This window comes from Candidatus Zixiibacteriota bacterium, assembly GCA_029860345.1.
GTDB lineage: Bacteria > Zixibacteria > MSB-5A5 > GN15 > FEB-12 > JAJRTA01.
In genome coordinates, this window is the sequence record JAOUBJ010000001.1 from 25,646 (window position 1) to 45,214 (window position 19,569).

Genomic DNA, 19,569 nt, shown 5'->3' on the forward strand with positions numbered 1-19,569 from the left:
AGCAGGCTATAACATACGAGGTACAGGACGCGCTGGAAAAGTCACCTGCGTCTTGAAACAGCTGGGAAAATGTAACCGGACGGTTCGCCCCTCCAATGCAATTTGGTATTAGCTTCTTCACTCAAAACGGGTGAACCTTCCCGAGGTCATCGATGCGTCGACTTAAACTGCTGTTGCTCACAATCGTCATCCTCATCGGACCGCCACGCCCTGTGTGTAGCCAATCGTATGACGAGTTGTCCAACCAGGCCGAATCTCTCAATGTTGCCCAGAACTTTGACTCGGCTATGGTGATTGGCAGAATGGCTCTGAAGTTAGCCGAGGAGCGATTCGGAAAAGAAGATCTGAGGGTGGCCAAGGCCTGGAACAAACTGGGGGGACTCCTGTGGGAACAAGGACACTACCTAAGAGCCGATTCCTGTTTTCTTCGTGCAACAGCCGTGTGTGAAGCCGGGGGCGAAGAGAGTGACCGGGTTGCCATCGCCTCGCTGGGTAGTCGGGCGGACGTCCGTCAAGTTCTGGGTGACTATGCCGAGGCAGAACGGCTCTACCTGAAAGCGTTGAAGGCGAGTGAGCATCACATTAAAGTCGGCGCGCGGGGACGTGCCCTGATCCACCTGGCCCAGTTGTATCGTCGTTTGGGTCGGTTGGCCGAGGCAGAGCCACTGGTCAAACAGGCTCTGGCCATCATCGGACAAGCGCTGGGACCCGAACACCCACTCATAGCGCAGAGTCTGCATCAGTTAGCACTCATATATCATGGCCAGGGACGACTGTCCGAAGCTATACCGCTCGAAGAGCAAGCCTTGGAAATACGGAAGAAGTGGGCTGGACCGGCCCACTCGGAAGTTGCGTCCTGCATGAACGACCTGGCCAATTATTATTGGGAGTTAGGACAATACGCGCAGGCCGAATCGCTCCAAACCAGCGCCCTGACTATAATGGAGGAGGCGTTGGGATCGCTGCATCCGTGGGTCGGGGGGACCATGACCGACCTGGCCAGAATCTACGTTAGCCAGCACAGGTATGACGAAGCGGGTCCGCTTTACCAACGTGCGCTGTCAATCCTTGATGAGGCTCTGGGGCCCGACCATCCGGAGGTCGCTGACGGACACAACAATCTGGCGGTTTTGCTTACCAAGCTGGACAAGTACACGGAGGCCGAGAGTCACTTTCAAAAGGCATTGACGATCAGACAGAAGGTCCTGGGAAATGATCATCATCTTGTGGCCGAAAGCCTGGAGGGCTATTCAACGCTGCAAAGATGTCAAAAGAGCTACGCCGAGGCTCTTGAATCTGCCGATAGAGCGGTTGGTATCAGGCATCTGAACTTCACCGAAAATTCATCCGCACTGAGCGAACCGGACGCGCTGGTTTATTCGGACCTGATGCGCCGTTCCACCGACAACCTCCTGAGTTGCTACCTGGATATCGAAGCATCCACACCGACCACTGAAGTCAGGGTCGCCGATGCTGTCATATCTACCAAGGGTCAGGTATCCGATGCTATTTTTGAACGCCAAAAGAACCTCGTTACAGAAACCGACTCGGCAACGATCGATCTTGCTCTGAAACTGAAGCAGTCAAAACATCAACTGGCCGAGCTGTACGTTCGGGGGACGGTCGGTGATCCGGCCGGGTTTCGCCTGAGGACGGACTCACTCACAACCGCAACCCGGGATCTTGAGGCGGAACTATCTCGGCGCAGCCTGAGCTATCGAAGGCGGCAGGAGTCCAGAGATATCAGTGTGGAGCGGCTGGTCTCCCAGTTGCCCGACCAAGCTGTCCTCGTGGAGTACTTGAAGTACAACCTGACGGAGCCCCAGAAGGACAGTACCACTGCTCACTACCTGGCCGTTGTGTTCGACGGTACCGGCGTGGTCAATCTGATCGACATGGGTGAGGCATCCCAGACAGACAAGCTGATCGACCAATACCGTCAGCACATGGTGTTGGCCACCCAGACCGCGGGTCTGCCGTCCGGCGACGATCTTGCCCGGTATCGCACAATCGCGGTACAGCTCTGGGCGAGAATCTGGCAACCGATAGAGGCGTACACGCGCGACAAGGAGCTGATCATGATTGCGCCGGACGGCGGCTTGTCGCTCGTTTCATTTGCCGGCCTAATCGATGAACAAGGCCAATACCTCGTGGAGAAATCCACCGTACACTATCTGAGCGCCGGTCGAGACCTGATTCCGCTGCAACATCGGGACAAACCGGCCAGTGGGCTGTTTGCTATCGGCGCCCCGGACTTCGATGCTTCGATTGCCCAGCGCTTGGCCGGTCTGGGTCCCCGGGGTGACAGTGGAAAAATCGGCACCGGATACTACGGTCTCAGAGGCAGTGTTCCGACGTGCAGCGAGTTTATGTGGTCGGGAGTATCGAGTTTACCGCTCAGCCAATACGAGGTTGAGGCGATAGCAAACTCTTGGCGCGGCGCTTCTGAGGAACGGGTAACGGCCTACTTCGGGGCCCAGGCCAGCGAAGATCGCTTCAAGGCCATGGCTCCGCGCCACCGGGTCATTCACCTGGCCACGCATGGTTATTTTATCAGCGCCGCCTGCCATACAGATCGCATAAATGGTTCGACCGGAAGCTATGTCGGGGATCATCCGCTTCTGCTGTCGGGATTGTTTCTGGCTGGAGCCAATCTCCGGGGTGGCGGGACAGACAGTACTGACGTCGAAGACGGCATTCTCACGGCCTATGAACTGTCATCGATGGACCTTACCGGCACGCAGCTGGTGGTGTTGTCGGCCTGCGAAACCGGGCTTGGCAGTGTTCAGGAAGGTGAGGGTGTCTACGGCCTCAGGCGCGCCTTTCAGATGGCCGGGGCCAGGACGGTGATCAGTTCACTGTGGGCGGTATCGGATCGACAGACGGCTACCTTTATGACCAGGCTCTATGAGGCTGGTGATGAGAGTATTCCATTTAAGCTCCGACAGCTCCAACTATCCGCTTTGAGTGATCTTAGGTCCAAAGGTCTTTCTGATCACCCGGTCAGTTGGGGGCCTTTCATTGCCAGTGGCGATTGGAAATAGGTAACCGGGCAGAATGGGCGAGCGCGTTTACGGGTGGCACCATCGGACTGTGTCGCAGTGGTAAGTTCCTCCGGTTCCTGCGTTCGTCGAAGGGGAGCGTGTGAACCGGAGGTTTCAAAGGCTGTTTTTACACAACGCCTCAGTGAGAGTCGCAGGGTCACAACCACGCCTAGGGCGTGGTCAGGACCCTGCAAAACCACAATATGTCACAGCCTGAAGGTTAAATCGCTCTCCTGCGCTGCACGGCCTGTGACTATATCAGTGAGTGCATTAGGCAGTGTGCGCGAAGCGCCAAGAACAGGCTTGCCTGCCACCTTGGGGCTTGTTGAAGAAGGCCCGCTTGGCGTCATTGCGCGCGAGCCCGCCACCGGCGGGCCAATCTCATGCCTCGACTCCGCTCGGCATGACACGTGTGCAACGAATTGAGATTGCCACGGCACACAAGGCGCCTCTCGCACTGACGAGTCCGTGGGTTTATCAACAAGCCCCTTGTTGAAGGGCTTCGAGATTAGAATTCGATTATAAACATGAGGGTATCCGTGCCCAGGGCAGAGACATCCTTCGGATTGCGTATCGTGACAGTGTACTCACCCGCGTTCAGGAGACTGTTCGGCAATCGCAGGTGTGCGGTCTGGCGTTCATCAAATGACAGCCGAGTGTTCTCGTAGACCAAGCCGAGTTGTTCCGATTGAACGCGGACCTCATAACGATCACCGGGGACAGCACCATCGAAACCAAAGGTCAGCACCATGTCCATCCCCGGCTGCGGTCGAATTGTTGTAGTCGCACCCCTGGTTGACACCAGTTGTACATTGTGCACGGGTGCTATCTGAGGCCGGACCGGCCTGTCTCGCAGGATACCGTGATAGGCCAGGGGAAGTAAAAGCACCACCAGCAGATAAACCAGGGCAGGTCTCATCAACAGATTTGTTTTTGGCCACAACAGTTGAACCAGGCGTTGCCGCAGGGTGGTCTCCCTCTCTTTCTCGCTCACCGACCGCCGCACCGCCGCCTTAACCGTATCATCATCGGTGAGGAGCCTGGCCGTGGATTCAAGCTGAGTTACCTCCTGCGTACAGAAATCGCAGTCCATCAAGTGCAACTCAAAACGTTCCTGATTCTCTTCGGTCAGCCAGTTCATCTCGTAGTCATGAAGCAGTTTTCCAACCTCTTTGTCGATACATCCATTCATGACAGAACCCCTTTTTCGGCCAGACAGTCGCGAAGCATGGATCGTCCTCGACCGACATACACATAATACTGCTCAGGTTTCAAGACCATTCTGCGGCAAATCTCTTCGGTGCTGTAACCCTGGTAGCGCAGGTTGACTATTCTGGCATATTTCGAGAACGATCTGGCCAGCCTGCCGATACAGTCCAGCAACGACTGTCTGAGCATCGGGTGCGACGGTGAGGCCTGTGGCCACTCAAAATCACGGGCCAGAGCTGTTTTCTTGTCGGCCCGTCGTCCTTTGTCTCTTCCGAATTGTCTGACAGTCATTTTTAGCACTCCGTAAGCCCAGGCCTGAAAGCTGACGGTGAAAGTTTCTGTTTTGTACTTTTGCAACACCGTAATGCATGCCTGCTGGGCAATCTCTTCTGCGTTTTCTGTGTCGACCCTATGTGCCGCGAAGCACCGAAACCTAACAGAGAGTTCGCGAAAGAGTTCTTGTTCGGCTGCTTTGTCGCCGTTTTTGGCGTTTTCGACCAATTGCTCCATTGTGAACAGACTTTCAGGACTGAATGTGTCTTCTCTATTAATGTAGGTAGACTATTTCGGTGTCAAGGAACAAAGAGCCCCGATCCAGAGTGAGAGTTTTCCTTGGGACCGCCCGGATCATTTCTGAGTTTTCTTGAACATCGTCAGTTAGGTTTGGCGCTCGGGTGGCACATAGGGCATAAGCATGAGACATAAAGATTTCGAACCAAGAACAATGACTCAGCACGTCTAAAGGAGCAATATCATGAAACTCAGCCACACGGTCCTTGCATCATTACTGATCATCGTCACACAGATGGTTGGGACGGCTGCCGCCACCGAACCTGGAACGCCGGTTATTGACCGATCCAGGGCTAGTATCGAGTTGCCGGTGTCCACCCCACTCGACCATCAGAATAGAGCCATCAATCCGAAAGAGGCGCCTGATCGCCTGGCCTCTGCGGTCGATACCTGTCTCGACTTGAGTTATGCGGGCTCCCCCGCCTTCGTGTGGCCGCTGCCGTCGAATTCGGGCATTGTCGAGTACGCCATGCGCTTCGACGGCGACGGAGCGCAAGTTCTGACCTCAGTTGAGATTCCCATCTACAACAACGGGGACGGCGAGTTCGGTGACAACAACCTTCACCTGGCCATCTACGAAGACGACGGCGACGGATTGCCGGGGACACTGATCGCAGCCGACACCATACTGGCCGGAACATACTCTTCCTACCCGGCCTCGACACTGTTTGATCTGGAATCACTCAACCTGGTCGTGAACGATACTTTCCATGTAGGCATCGCCACCGACGCCGCGCCGGGAATGGGAGAGAATGAGTTGATCATCTCGGACGACGGATCGGGCGGGCTGGGTCGATCTTCACTTTACGCCTTTGGAGCATGGATGACGTTACCTGACGCTTTCGGCACCGATGAGTCCTTCCTGATGAACGTAGTGCTCTGCCCGATTGTTGACATGTCCGATACGGCGGGCATGGGCATCACCATCAGCGGTCCCGGGGCCGGTCCCGGAAACACGATCCTGTGCGGACAAACTATCGACTTCAACATTCATCTCAGGAACAACACCGGCAATGACCTTTTGCATCTGGCCAACGGTTTTCATCTGTATTCACTCAACGCTATAAGCTGGGCCACTCCCACTTTCAGCGTCGATCCCGCCATGAGTACTGTTTTTCCTCAGACGAATACGTTCACCTACAGCCTGGACGGCGCCGGAGCCGATTCTGTGAGTCTTGACTACCTGACTGTTGTGGGCGGTTTGCCTCCTGACTGGGAGGGCACAGTGGCGACCCTCGCCACCACTTTCAGCTGCGCCGACACCGGTATGGTTGCTTGTATCGACTCCTGCTGGACCCCAGGCTCCGGCCCATGGACCTGGTGGCCGAACGGCGGTTCGCCGATGCCACCATCATGGACGGGTCCTCATTGCTTCATGGTGGCGCCGGATTCACTCTTCGGCATCGAAATCGTTTTTGAGCACGACGTACAGGCGTCCGAAACCATCCACTTCGCCAATAACATCCCACCCAACAATCCGGTCCATATCCAATTTAAGCCGTGGGTGCACTTCCTGCCTGAATCGGTGCCGATCAAGGTTCTCCATGACGGCGACTCTTCCGAGTACACATTCCATGTCTCCGATATCAGCGGCAACTGGATGATGCCTTTGGACACGCATGAGATAGTGTTCAATGACACGGTGATGTGGCAGCTCGACGAGGGCACCCACGAATACCGGGTGGACCTGGGCGTTGATTCCACCACGATCACTCGGCTGAGAGAATATATCACGCAAGACAAACCGTTTGCCGATGGCGGATGCTGGGCGGTTCCACAGCTTAGCCTCTTTGATCCGTCGCTCGAACTGTACAGGATCGATACTCACTTCCCGCCGTATGACCCTATATTCCGCGTTTATTACACCGATGCCCGCTTCTTTCGCCCCAACGTGACATACGAGTACGATTTTAGTGTTTCGGCGGATATATCGCAGGAGTTCAATCTGAATGGTACAATGGACATCGACGTCACCAGTCTCTACTGTATGAAGCTGCACGGAAGGAGTATTCTGTGCGGAGACATCAATTTGTCGGCGAGGGAACTGGGGCCCGACCTTGGACAAATACCTCGCATGGCCACGCTGGATTTCCCCAGTCTTTTTGAAATCGATCCAATCAGGCTCTACAAGGGATACATGGTAAAAATCAAGGCCGGCAAACTTCTGAATATCGAAGCCGGCGGCAGCATCAAACTCCGAGACGCTTCATTGGAGCATGACACTTACCTGCGGCTACCTTGTGACCCATACGTGTTTGGAGTTGCCATTACGCCGCATCTCGATGTCGGTGTGAAGGCTTACGGAAAACTGGAACTGCTCGGCGGAGCGGCCAGCGCCAAAGCCCGTATCTGGGCGGAAACCGAATTCAGTATACCATGCAGTCTCAAAGTAGCCCCGGACTTCTCGTTCGACATCAGTGCCGATCCCTGCTTCTTTCTCGATCTGAAATACCGAGCCACAGTAAAGGCATGGAAACTCAGCTACACCTACCAAGGTAGCTACACTTTGATAGACACATGCCTAAGCGTCCATCTACCCTCGGGTGAAACCAGGGACCAAGGACGGATCCCGATGACCACTTCAGTTGCAGACAGCCGGTACTACGGACCGCCGGCATTGGCCTCGCACGGGTCGGCCAGCATGTCTGTCTTCGTCAACAGCCAGTCCCCTGGCGATGAACAAATCTACTACTCCAAACTTGATACCACATCCGGATGGGCCTGGACGGCACCGGCCAAGATGACCACCAGCAACGACGCCAAGTTCCACCCCGACATCACCAACCTGGGCGACACGGCCTTTGTGGCCATCTGGGTGGAGAGCGTGGGAGCCACCGAGCCGGACTCTACTGTTTACGATTCGGGGCTGAGTCTGGATCAACTCTACGATGTCAACAAAACCAACGAAATCTTCGTGAATACCTATCACACCGGTTCGGGTTCCTGGGGAACTCCGCAGAAACTAACCAACGATGGATACGCCGATGGCGGTCCGGCCATTGCCGCGAGTTCCAATCATCACCTCTGTGCCGTGTGGAGCTACAATGATGACGCCTCGTCATACGATCCGATGAACCAGAAGATCAGGTTTGCGTATTACAACGGCATTAGCTGGTGGCATGCCGTGCTTCCGAATCAGTCCGGCTACAACGTCCAACCCTCCGTTACTTTCGACCGCAACGATAACGCTGTGATCGTGTGGGTGCACGACGGCAGTCCCGTGGATGGCGCCAGTGACGCCAGTAGTCGAGAACTTCTTCAGACTACCATCCCGCCTACCGGTACACCTACCGGCACCAACCTTGTCGTTACTACGGCGCGCGGCCCACTCAATCCCAGCGTCGCGATTGGAATGGACAGCACGGTGGCAGTCGCTTACGAATTCTATGGATTGCATGACAGCGCGGGCGTATTGCTGGACTCCGTCGTATTCGGCGATAACATCCAGGTCGCGGTCAGCCTGGGCGACCTGGCAACACCCTCACAGTGGCAAGTTGACACCGTTGGCTTCAGCGACAGCCTGAGTTTCGGGTCCATGCCGAAGTTACTGGCTCATGACAATCTGTTGCTGCTGACTTACGTAGGCTATGAACACGATGTAAGCGTGCTGCCCGACGGTAATTTGCGCTACACCGAATTGAACCTAATGAGCCCTGCCCCGACATGGAAGACTCCTGCAATCTATGCCGATGAAGACACTGTCGACACATACCTGGGCGATCTTACAATCGACCCGACCGGTATGGCAAGAATCCAATACCAGTTGGACTCGGCTGCCACAAACAACTATCCGTCCGGGTACAATAAGATTCATGAACTGACCCTGGTACCGAACGTAGACTGCTGCGAAGGCATGCGCGGAAACATCGACGGCGGCGAATTCGAAGTCCCGCCCGACATTACCGATCTGGTTTACATGGTTGACTGGATGTTCATTCTGGGCGATGAACCACCATGCCCGGAGGAGGCCGATGTGGACGCCAGTGGAGAAATCGACATAGGCGATCTGGTCTTTGTGGTAGACTTCATGTTTAACGGCGGTATCGAACCACTACCGTGTGACGACAAGGCAGGCATGGATAAGGAAACGCGGCGTGATGGATTGGGGATAATGATTGAGTCGGTAATCGAACCCGGCGCCACCACAATCTACCTGAAGTCGCCGGTCGACCTGCGCGGGATTCAACTCGAACTGAAAAGCGAGAGCGAAGTATCACCTGCCAACCTGATCGGAGACCGGATCGATATGCCTTTCGGTCAACGAGGCGGAATAGCCAAGCTGGGACTTCTTGATCTCGACGGCGATGAGATCATCGCGGCCGGTGACTACCCCATTGTAAAACTCGATGGAGAGTGCCGGATAGTCTCGGCCAAGGTTGCGGACAGGCGAGCCCGTCCTATCGTACCGAGTATCAGGGCCTCATCCGGGCCGGTCGAGCTTCCCACAACCTACCAACTGTATCCAAACTACCCTAACCCATTCAACCCGAATACGACTATTCGCTTCGCTTTACCTGAAGAGACAGATGTACGACTGACCCTGTTCAATCTGCTCGGTCAGATCGTGGCGCCGCTTATAAACGAACATCTCGCGGCCGGTCAGCACCAGGTGGATTGGGACGGACGCAATCAGTTCGGCCGGGCCGTGGCCAGTGGTGTCTACTTTTATCGCCTGGATACCCAACGATTCAGCCAAACAAGGAAAATGGTATTGTTGAAATAGCCATCATTATCGAATTGTACTCAGACAAGGGACAGTACCTGAATGTGCTGTCCCTTCGTTATGTCGTACACGTAAGAATACTCTTGATCGACCAGGCGGGGGGGCTTGACGATAGACCCTCGCCAGCGTCATTGCGAACCCGCCGCAGGCGGGTGCGGCAATCTCGATTCGCTGCACACCTGTCATGCCGAGCGGAGTCGATGTATGAGATTGCCGCGCGACCAACGGCACGAGTGCCTTTGGTCGCGCGCAATGACGCCGAAAGGTTTTTCGACCCTCAGATGCGTGTTCTGCATGGTATCATCTTTAAGGCAGTTTCTGCAATTAACATGCGTCAAACCATCCACTTTGCCGTATACAAGATTAAGTGAAGTCTCATTAACTGACTGCTCTGGAAGGCATTGACTTCTTGCCGGCGACGTGAGCCGGAGTCAGCAAATGGAGACTTATTACGCATGCCCTCAAAAACCCCCAAAGAAAACCTGCCTGAGTTGTCTCGCCGAGAGCTTATCAAAGCGGGTGGTGTGGCGATGGCCGCGATGGCCGCCGGTACCGCCGCCGAGCGAGCGCTGGCTGCAAGTGATGCCGTGCGCTCGGCCAAAGGTCGGCGCCTGGCCATGGTGATAGACCTGGACCGTTGCATTGGCTGCAAGTCTTGTGCGGTTGCCTGCAAATCCGAAAATGGCGTCCGATTGGGCGGCTTTCGGTCATGGGTCTCAGAACGTGAAGACGGCCGGTACCCTCAGGTGACACGATATATGTTGCCGCGTCTGTGCAACCATTGTGAAGAACCGGCCTGTTTGAAAGTCTGTCCTGTGGGTGCGACGGTTAAGCGGCCCGACGGTCTGGTCAACATCGATAAATCCAGGTGCATCGGCTGCCGCTACTGTATGGTGGCTTGTCCCTACAATGCCCGCTACTTCAATCCTCGACATGATTCTGACGGTGAACAACTATATCCGGCCCGCACCCACGGAACGGTCGACAAGTGTAACCTCTGCGCACATCGTGTGGACAACGGTGTCGTGCCCTCCTGTGTGAACACTTGTCCGGCCGGAGCGCGCCTGTTCGGCGATCTGAACGATGCCGACAGCGACGTTCATAAGAAGTATGAGAGTGAGCAACCGGAGCCGCTTCTGCCTGAGTTCGGCACCAGTCCGTCGGTCTTTTACAAAGGTGGGAAACCACACTTGTTCAAAGAGGATCAGAACCGGCCGGAAGCCACTCTCGTGAGTGAAGGAGAATGACACCATGAAGGCATTATCTTTGGAGACGCACATCAAACCGATTGTCGGCAAGTACAGAGGCAGCAACATAGTGAGCATTATGTTGACCGCCTGCGCGGCCTACTGGCTGTATCATTGTTGGCGCATCCTTTCGGAGGGACTCACTACGCTCGGCATCGATACTTACAGCGCCACCTGGGGTGTTCTCGTGGCCAACACGGTGCATATTATCGGCATCAGCCATGTCGGGATTGCAATCTCGGCTGCGGTGCGGGTCCTGCATCTGGATCGTTATCGCAATATCGCCCGGCTGGCGGAACTTGTCACGGTGATCGCACTCGTCATGGCCGTGGCCAACCTCTTGCTGCATGTCGGCCGACCTGATCGATTCATCCTGAATGTCGTCCTTTACGGCAAGTGGCATTCCCCTATGGTTTGGTCGATGACCGTGTTCACGACCTACTTCCTGGCCAGTTCTGTTTACTTGTACCTGTCCATGCGGCGAGACCTATGGTCGATGTCAAACATTACCGACAGGTTTGGGAAGCTCTACAGGTTTCTGACCTTCGGTTACACCGACAGCAGTGATCAACGAGCGCGCCACGAACGAACGCTTTTTTGGATGGCCCTAATCCTGATCCCGATCATGGTCTCGGTGCACTCGGTGTACGGCTTGCTGTTCGGCATGATCTCGGCGCAAGCCGGATGGTACAACCCGCTTCAGGCGCCCTACTTCGTTTTGGGGGCCATCGTCTCGGGCTTCTCGGCTATTATCGTTATTGCCGCCCTCCTGCGCAAAACTTTCGCCTGGCAGCAACTGCTTACCGATCAGTTGTTCAAAGCGTTCGGCGCCTTCCTGACTTTTGTAGTCTTCCTGTATCTCTACTTCATTTTGAGTGAACAACTGACCTCGCAGTACCTTCCAATGGAATCGGAGAGGGCGGTTTCAGATTCTTTGTTAACCGGTCGTTTTGCCGTATCGTTTTGGACAGCTACCAGCCTGGGGCTAATCCTGCCGTTTGTCTATTTGCTCGTTCAATCGGTGAAAAGGAACTATGTTCACATTGGCTTAACAGCAATGTCGGCAGTCCTGATAAACGTCGCTATGTGGGTCAAGCGCTATCTGATCGTCGTCCCGACCCAATACCAGGCGAATCTGCCCATGGCTCGGCCATCGTTCGAGTATACGCCTACCTACACCGAGTGGGTGGTGACGCTGGGCTCGTATGTTGTGGCCGCCCTCATCCTGGTTTTCCTTTTGAGATTGCTCCCATTGTTTGAGCTACCGGTCGTGACCGAGCAAGTCTCGGCAACACACCTTACAGATCGCCCCTCGGCCCGACGAGTGGTAATGGTCCTGTCGCTGATAAGCGGACTACTGATGATAGCCTGGGGTGTTGCTACTCGCGAAGGCGATTTTGGACCGGTCAAGTGGCTCACGGGTATTGTCTTTCTGTTGGTGATTCCTATGGCCAACTGTTTGATAGACATTACGCCAAGGGAGCCTGAGGGAAAATCAAAAGTACAGCACTAAACACGACTTTGAAAAAACAGGTGGATATATAATGAGTACTACAGATCGAAGAAAATTCCTAAAGCTGGCCGCGCTCGGTTCCAGCAGCCTGCTGGGGATGGACACTGTTTTCGGACAACCATCAAGCCTGGAGGGCAACCTTGAACTCGCCGGCGGCGGGAGAAGTTTTTCACTGGTGGAAAACGGTGAACGCAAAGCTGTCCCATCGGCCTGCTGGCAATGTGTCAACTCGTGCGCCAATGTCGGCTATCTTGAAAATGGCAGGCTGGTAAAGATCGAAGGCAATCCGCTCTTCGCTACCAACCAGGGCAAGATATGCGCGCGCGGTCAAGCGGGCATCAATCAAGTTTACAATCCGGACCGACTGCTTCATCCCATGGTGCGGGTCGGCAAGCGTGGCGAAGGCAAATGGAAGAAGATATCCTGGGACGAAGCTCTCACTCTTTTGGTCGAGGGCGGAGAAATTGCCGGACGCCAGGTTAAGGGCTTGAGAACTTTGCGCGATGAAGGCACGCCTGAGAAATATCTCTTTCATTATGGCCGCATGGTCGGCAGCGACTGGCTGCTCAACATCTACTATTTCTGCCAGGCCTACGGCACGGACTCAATCGGCGATCACAACTCGATCTGTGTCAATGCGGGTAGTATCGCCGGCAGTCTCATGGGTCATACTTCACCGGCCGTTTCGATTAAGGAGTGCAGAACAATCCTTCTCTTTGGCTCCAGTATTTTCGATGCCGGTTTCGGCTTCATACCGCGGATAAGAAACTATACGGAAGCCCTGGCTCGCGGCGCCAAGATGTATGTTTTCGACACTCGCCTGTCCAACACGGCAGCCAAAGGGACCGAGTGGATTCCTATCAAGCCGGGCACCGATCAGGCGGTGGTGCTGGCCTTGTGTCATGAATTGATCCGGACCGGTCTGTACGACAAGGACTTCATCGAGAAACACGCCAATATCTCACCGGCCGAATTGACCGCGGAGTTGGACCGGTACTCACCCGAATGGGCCGAGCAGATCAGCACTGTCCCGGCCGACAAGATCCGCTTGATCGCTCGTGAGTTCGGCTCCAACCAGCCCAACCATGTCACCAGTTCGCGCGGCGCCTTTATGCACCACAACGGTGTCCAGACCCAACGGGCCGTTTATATGTTGCGGGCGCTTTCGGGTGTCCTGTCTCTTACCGGTACGCGCGGCTCACGACCTCGGTGGAACTATGCCTTTCCTTTTCCTCAGCCGGACCCACGACCCAAGAGCATGGATTTGTTCCAGGGTCGAAAAGACAAATACGCCATCCCGGACTATGGTGTCTCACATCAGATACTTGACATGATCGAGAAAGGACCGGAACGACCGGATATCTACCTGGTTTATTGTCACAATCCGGTCTTCTCCAACGGTAACTGTAAAGAGAATGCGAAAACCTATCGCGACGAGGAGAAGATTCCGTTTTTAGTGGCCGTCGATGTGGTTCTGAGTGAAACATCGGAACTGGCCGACCTGGTGCTGCCCGACGCTACCTATCTGGAACGCTGGACCCTGCACGGCACTACCTCACCCGATGATATTCCGGAATACTATATCCGCCAACCGATGCATGCGCCGCTGGGTGAGGCACGTAATTTCTGTGATGTCACTCTTGAGATAGCCGAACGTCTCGGTCTCAACCTGGGTTTCACCACAACAGAAGAATTCGTGCGCGAGACGATTAACAACACCGATGGCGTAAAGGAAGCGGGTGGATTTGAGTATATGAAAGCACACGGCATCTGGCATGACACCGAAGCAGCGGTAACTGCTACCGAGCCGGGTCATGTTACTATCAAGTCGGACCGGCTGGCCGGGCTTGGTTTTGATGCCATCCCAGCCTGGATGCCGATCCCCGCCCACGAGGAGATGAGCGATGATGATTTGATCCTGACTACTTTCAAAGTACCGGTGCAAACTCATTCACGAACTCAAAACTGCAAGTGGTTGACAGAACTATTCCACAAAAACCCGGCCTGGATAAATCCAAAGACGGCCGCCAAAAGAGGTATCCGCGATGGCGACAGCATTCGAGTGAAATCTGCAATCGGCGAGATCGTCACCACGGCCAACGTAACTGAAGGAGTGCACCCGGGCGCAATTGCCATAGCCCACCACGCCGGGCACTGGGCGCATGGTGTATACGCCGGTGGCGGCAAGAGCAGTGTGCATAGGTCGGAAACGGACTGCGACAACAAGTGGTGGCAAGACAATGGTGAGCATGTCAACCTCATAATACCCAGGGTGGGTGATCCCATCAGCGGCTCCATGTGCTGGATGGATACGGTGGTTCAGGTGGAGAAGACGTAGCAGGCAAGCCTGTTTTTTGCGCTTCGCGGCCATCCATCCGTGGTAGTGTCGGATCAAAGCCGAAGATGGACCCCCGCCTTCGCGGGGGTGACAGATAGGAAGCGGGGGTGGCAGAAAGGAAGCGGGGGTGACAGAAAGGAGGTGGGAGTGACAGAAAAGAGGCGGGAGTGACAGAAAGGAAGCTGGGGTGGCAGAAAGGAATCCGGGGTGACACACAATGCTCCGGTAGGTGTGAGCTTGCAGGGCAGGTTTCACAACAGCTTGTAGGGCGGGTCCGTCTTCGCCTGCGCGCCGTGGCGTGAACCCGCCATTGGTAAGCAGCAGAACCAGAAACGGTTCATACCCCTACGACTTCCCACAGCAAGCTGTGGGGCACCCACGCCCCACAGACCTGCCGACAAAACCGGGTCCGGAGACGCCCCAATACTCACTCTCTACTATGGACAGCCGTCGTCGTCGGGGAACCGAATCCAGCTCCACATCGTTTCCACTGATAGTACCTGACAGATTATGAAACGAGGTGCCCTGCTCAAGGACATCGGAAGGAGCGAAGAGATCATGACTATACAAACCCTTGGTCTGGCCACAGTACTTATGTTATTGGTAGGATCAGCCTGCAGCAAGAAGTCCGACACCGGCGCCGAAGGCGAGAACACGGAGTCGGCAGACATGGAGGTTTCACAGAAGACGGCCGTGGATTACAGGTCCATCCCCTTTCAAACGATTACCGACAACACCACCAGTCTTGCCGACTTTGACGGCCAGGTAGTGTTGTTGGTCAACGTTGCCAGCAAGTGCGGCTACACGCCGCAGTATACCGACCTTGAGAAACTGTATCGCAGTTTCAAAGACAGCGGCTTTGTAGTGATAGGATTCCCGGCCAATAACTTCGGCGGACAGGAACCGGGTACCAATGCCGAGATTATCGAGTTTTGCAAGAAAACCTACGACATCTCCTTTCCGATCATGGCCAAAGTGAGTGTGGCTGGCGACGATAAGCATCCGTTATTCGTTGAACTCACCGAGAATTCATCTGTGCAGGGTGAGATCAAGTGGAACTTCTCGAAGATGCTTTTGGATAGACAGGGTAATTTGATTTCGCGGTATGATTCCGGTGTGGAACCTTTGTCGGAAAAGCTTGTGGGCGAGATTCGGAAACTGTTGTAGCAACAATCTCGTAGGGTGGGTCCGTCTTCGCCTGCGCGCCGCGGCGTGGACCCGCCGATCATGGCAGTGCTGCGGACAGACCCGCCCTCCCAAAAAAGGACCCCGACTCAAGCCGGGGTCCATCGAGTGTCAGGTAGCTGTCAGGCGAGTCGCCTGGCGGCACCCAATGGCGGAACCACTAAGAGGGTTCCGCCCTGCTAAGGCACCACTTGCGCAGGGTCCATCAGATCAGCATTTTATTTCTGCATTCTTCCGGGCATAGTACCACCAGTTGACAAGCAGACAACTCAGATAGTATCCGGCGAATCCGTACAGCGCATATTCAGGAGTTCCGGACTTGATCTGGGTGGCGAAAATCTTGGGAATCAGGAAGGCTCCATAGGCCGCGATTGCCGAGGTCCATCCCAGAACCGGCCCGGCTTGGTCCTTTGGGAAGATGATTGCAATCATGCGAAAGGTGGAACCGTTGCCGATACCGGTAGTGGCAAAGAGCACGATGAACAACAACAGAAACGGTATGAAGTACTGTTCCGGTGTCGGTGAACTGTTGGCCAGACTGACCGTGTATCCGCAGGCTAATGCGGCGAAGATCATAATCAGTGTGTCCCAGTGGGTGACGCGCGCTCCACCCAGTTTGTCGGATAGCCATCCGCCGAGCGGGCGAATAGCAGCGCCCATGGCGGCGCCAAGGAAGGCGAATTTGAGAATGTCCGGCGCGTTGGGGTTGACAATAGCCTCGGCCAGTTGTTGGCCTTCAGGACCCACGCGAATGTATCCGAATACATCCTTCAACAGCTTGGGGAAGGCATTGGCGTAACCGATGAACGATCCGAAGGTCATAATATAGAGCCAGGTCATCACCCAGTTGTGTTTATTATTGAAAATCGCAAACTGGCCGACCAGGTTGTCCTTGGTCTCCTTCGGAGTCAGATACCTCATGAGGACAAGCGTACAGATCACCGCAATGACCAACACCACCAGAATCTTCAACAGAATCGGGAAACCGCCCCACGGCGTGATCAGACAGACGACCCCGATTGTACCGCCGGCATAGCCGAGTATCTCCAACCACAGGTACTTACCTACCGCAACCGGCGTGGAACCGCATTTGTGTTGGGGCAGGTTGTTCATGAAGAAGAAAGCGAGAATTGCGAAAACCGCCAGCACCGGCACCCAAACCAGCGCCGCGTTCTGAATCCAGATAGGGCTTTGGCGCAACAGATGAGACTCACCGCCAAAGACGCCTACCGTGATAATGAACGGAATCGTTACCTGCATTACAGCCACGCCAAGGTTGCCTATCCCGGCGTTGAGTCCGAGGGTCAAACCTTGCATCCGTTTCGGGAAGAAGAAACTGATATTGGACATAGACGAGGCAAACGCTCCGCCACCGATACCCGAAAGCGCGGCCAGAACAATAAAGGTCAGGAAGCTCGTACTTGGGTCCTTGAGAGCCAAGCCGGTACCCAGGGCGGGTAGAATCAACAACAGCGTGGTCATAAATTTGACGTTGCGGCCGCCACAGATCGCAATCATGAAAGAATTAGGTATCCGTGTCGTCGCCCCGACGAGTCCTGCCACGGCCGGCAGCGTGTACAAAAGAGCTTTGTAGGCGTCACCGGTCAGCGGAACACCGTCATTGCCAAAACTGAAATTGAACAGGCTGGGATCGATGTCGTGCAGCCCCTGCATTAATCCGACAATGACACCCCAGTAAATCCAGACGGCAAAGCCCAACAAAAGATTGGGAATCGATATCCACAGGTTTCGATTGGCAATGCTCTTGCCCGTGCTTTCCCAGAATGACTGGTCCTCTACATCCCAACGATTAAGCGTTGTAGCCATCCAGACACTTCTCCTTTTCCACGACTAAAGCGGGTTCTATTTGCGGTTTCAAGAAATGATCTATCGAGGCTCTGCCTGCCCCTTTCCACAACACCAAAAGCAGGGCGAACAGGACGAACAGTGAAAACTCCAGGCCCCGGCTTTCCGAAAACAGGCCGTCGGCCGAATGGACGAAAACGACCGCGCCAATCAAGACCGTTACGTTTAGCGCCGATGCGATACGTGTGCCCAATCCCACGAGCAGTGCAAAACCGCCTATAATATGAACGAAAACCACATACCAGGCGAGTACGTTCTCCAACAGGCCAATGCTGCCCACCATTGCCTCTATCTCCTGCATGTTCAACACAAAGTAAATCCCCTGGATAACCAGTGCTCCACCCAGGTACATGCGCAACGCCGTCATTGGGCTGAAAGTCTGCATAATTGAGGCCAGTTGCGGTACCCTGAGTTTCCTCGGTGTCGCCTTAGCTGTGGCGGCACGATCCCGCAGGGCTTGTTCATACTCGGACTTGGCTTCAGTTTCATGACTTGGTGAGAATGATATCATATATGTAGCGAAGGAGCAAACCAAAACCAAACCACCCATAATCAGCAGCGCGTTGGGCCAGCTTAATGCATCCACCCTCAACAGGAATCCGGCCGCTACCGCTCCCATGTTCCCACCGGCTCCGACGATACCGGCCACTGAACCAAGCGCCTTCTTACTTATAAAAGGAACCACCGAGTAGGTTGCCCCTTCCGACATCTGTACGAAAAGGCTGAACCCGATCATGGCAGCGATAGCCAACGGCAGAACAGTCATCCGGGAGAAGATCATCAGGGCAACTCCCTCAACGGCCAGCGCGATGAAGAGCCATTTCACCCTCCCCCTCAGCCCCCCTTTGAGAGCGAACCTGTCACCGATGATTCCACCCATAGTGCGGGCGAAGATGTTCATCAATCCGAACAGACCGGCCACCAGACCGGCTGTGGCCAGACCCAGTCCAAAATAATCTTTGTAGTACAGTGCGGCCATGTTGTTAATTGTCAGCTCGATCCCGAAACATGCGGCATAGATAATAAACAGCGCCCACACTCGCTTGTCTTTTGCCGCCAGCATGAATGTGCCGTTGGTCCCTTTGCTGTCGCGCATTTCCTTTTTGGCGCGAAGTTCCTTGAAATTGCCGTCGGGAAGATCGGTAGTCAGGAAATAGTATGCGATACCGGCCAGGAAACAGACGGCTCCCGCCACTACCATCGAAAGGCGCCAACTCCAGAAATCGCTGTACCCAAGCCCGACAAAAGCAGCGAAGATCAAAGGCATGACCATCTGTGTGACGCCGCCCCCGAGGTTACCCCACCCGGCACTGGTTGCATTGGCCGTGCCGACACAGTTGGGCGCAAACATAACCGACGTGTGATACTGGGTGATCACAAAGGAGGCGCCAATAGCGCCGATGGCCAGACGGAACAGAAGAAAAGTAGTGTAGTCATGCGCAAACCCGATACCCATCACCGGAATCGCTCCCAGCATCAAGAGCCAGGTATATGTACGTCGGGGTCCGATGCGGTCGCAGAGCCACCCGATGACCAGCCGAGCCACTATCGTGATAGCCACCGAGGCAATGATAGTATTTCCGATCTGTGTCTTGGTCAGACCCAGTTCGTCCCTGACCACAGCCATCAACGGCGCAATACCAAACCAGGCGAAGAAACAAAGGAAGAACGACAGCCAGGTGGTGTGGAAGGCACGCATCTGCCTCGTCGAATAGCTGAATAAATTGATCCGTGTTGCCTTGTTTCTAATCTCCATTCTTCTTCTCCATCAGGTTGACCAAGTTCGCTTCAGTTGGCCGATTGTCAATCTCAGTGCCAGTCACGCCCGGCCGTTGCTAATGACGGCCAGGTTCTATTATGTAGAACTGACTTGA

10 protein-coding genes and 1 pseudogene are annotated in these 19,569 nt (G+C 54.9%); 6 read left to right on the forward strand and 5 right to left on the reverse strand.

Features of this window, described 5'->3' with window-relative positions; genetic code table 11:
• Positions 1-152 precede the first annotated feature (152 nt).
• Complete coding sequence (locus tag OEV49_00075) at positions 153-3,044, forward strand: CHAT domain-containing protein (GenBank protein ID MDH3889454.1); 2,892 nt, start codon at positions 153-155, stop codon at positions 3,042-3,044.
• A 508-nt stretch (positions 3,045-3,552) separates the two neighbouring features.
• Here the strand turns inward: OEV49_00075 and OEV49_00080 are convergent.
• Both OEV49_00080 and OEV49_00085 read right to left on the reverse strand, forming a co-directional pair.
• On the reverse strand, positions 3,553-4,236 hold the full coding sequence (locus tag OEV49_00080; protein ID MDH3889455.1) for a hypothetical protein: 684 nt from the start codon (positions 4,234-4,236) through the stop codon (positions 3,553-3,555).
• Positions 4,233-4,763, reverse strand: coding sequence for an ECF-type sigma factor (locus tag OEV49_00085; GenBank protein MDH3889456.1), 531 nt, complete (start codon positions 4,761-4,763; stop codon positions 4,233-4,235). The genes OEV49_00080 and OEV49_00085 overlap by 4 nt, the downstream gene beginning before the upstream one ends.
• Positions 4,764-5,007: 244 nt before the next feature.
• Between OEV49_00085 and OEV49_00090 the strand changes: the two genes are divergently transcribed.
• From OEV49_00090 to OEV49_00110, 5 genes are all read left to right on the forward strand, one after another.
• The gene (locus OEV49_00090; protein ID MDH3889457.1) at positions 5,008-9,546 is read left to right on the forward strand and encodes a T9SS type A sorting domain-containing protein; all 4,539 of its coding nucleotides are present in this window, start codon (positions 5,008-5,010) and stop codon (positions 9,544-9,546) included.
• Between the two features lie 455 nt (positions 9,547-10,001).
• A complete protein-coding gene (locus OEV49_00095; protein MDH3889458.1) occupies positions 10,002-10,793 on the forward strand; it encodes a 4Fe-4S dicluster domain-containing protein in 792 nt (263 codons plus the stop codon).
• Positions 10,794-10,797: 4 nt separating this feature from the next.
• Complete coding sequence (nrfD, locus tag OEV49_00100; GenBank protein MDH3889459.1) at positions 10,798-12,306, forward strand: polysulfide reductase NrfD; 1,509 nt, start codon at positions 10,798-10,800, stop codon at positions 12,304-12,306.
• 31 nt (positions 12,307-12,337) lie between these two features.
• Positions 12,338-14,644 carry a molybdopterin-dependent oxidoreductase gene (locus OEV49_00105; protein MDH3889460.1) on the forward strand — a complete coding sequence of 769 codons (2,307 nt, stop codon included), beginning with the start codon at positions 12,338-12,340 and terminating at the stop codon, positions 14,642-14,644.
• 558 nt (positions 14,645-15,202) lie between these two features.
• The gene (locus tag OEV49_00110) at positions 15,203-15,811 is read left to right on the forward strand and encodes a glutathione peroxidase (protein MDH3889461.1); all 609 of its coding nucleotides are present in this window, start codon (positions 15,203-15,205) and stop codon (positions 15,809-15,811) included.
• Between the two features lie 228 nt (positions 15,812-16,039).
• Here the strand turns inward: OEV49_00110 and OEV49_00115 are convergent, their stop codons facing one another.
• From OEV49_00115 to OEV49_00125, 3 genes and pseudogenes are all read right to left on the reverse strand, one after another.
• Positions 16,040-17,656 carry a NarK/NasA family nitrate transporter gene (locus OEV49_00115; protein ID MDH3889462.1) on the reverse strand — a complete coding sequence of 539 codons (1,617 nt, stop codon included), beginning with the start codon at positions 17,654-17,656 and terminating at the stop codon, positions 16,040-16,042.
• Complete coding sequence (locus OEV49_00120) at positions 17,640-18,047, reverse strand: DoxX family protein (protein MDH3889463.1); 408 nt, start codon at positions 18,045-18,047, stop codon at positions 17,640-17,642. Before OEV49_00120 ends, OEV49_00115 begins: the two co-directional genes overlap by 17 nt.
• A 141-nt stretch (positions 18,048-18,188) precedes the next feature.
• Positions 18,189-19,451: pseudogene (locus OEV49_00125) on the reverse strand (MFS transporter).
• Positions 19,452-19,569: the final 118 nt, after the last annotated feature.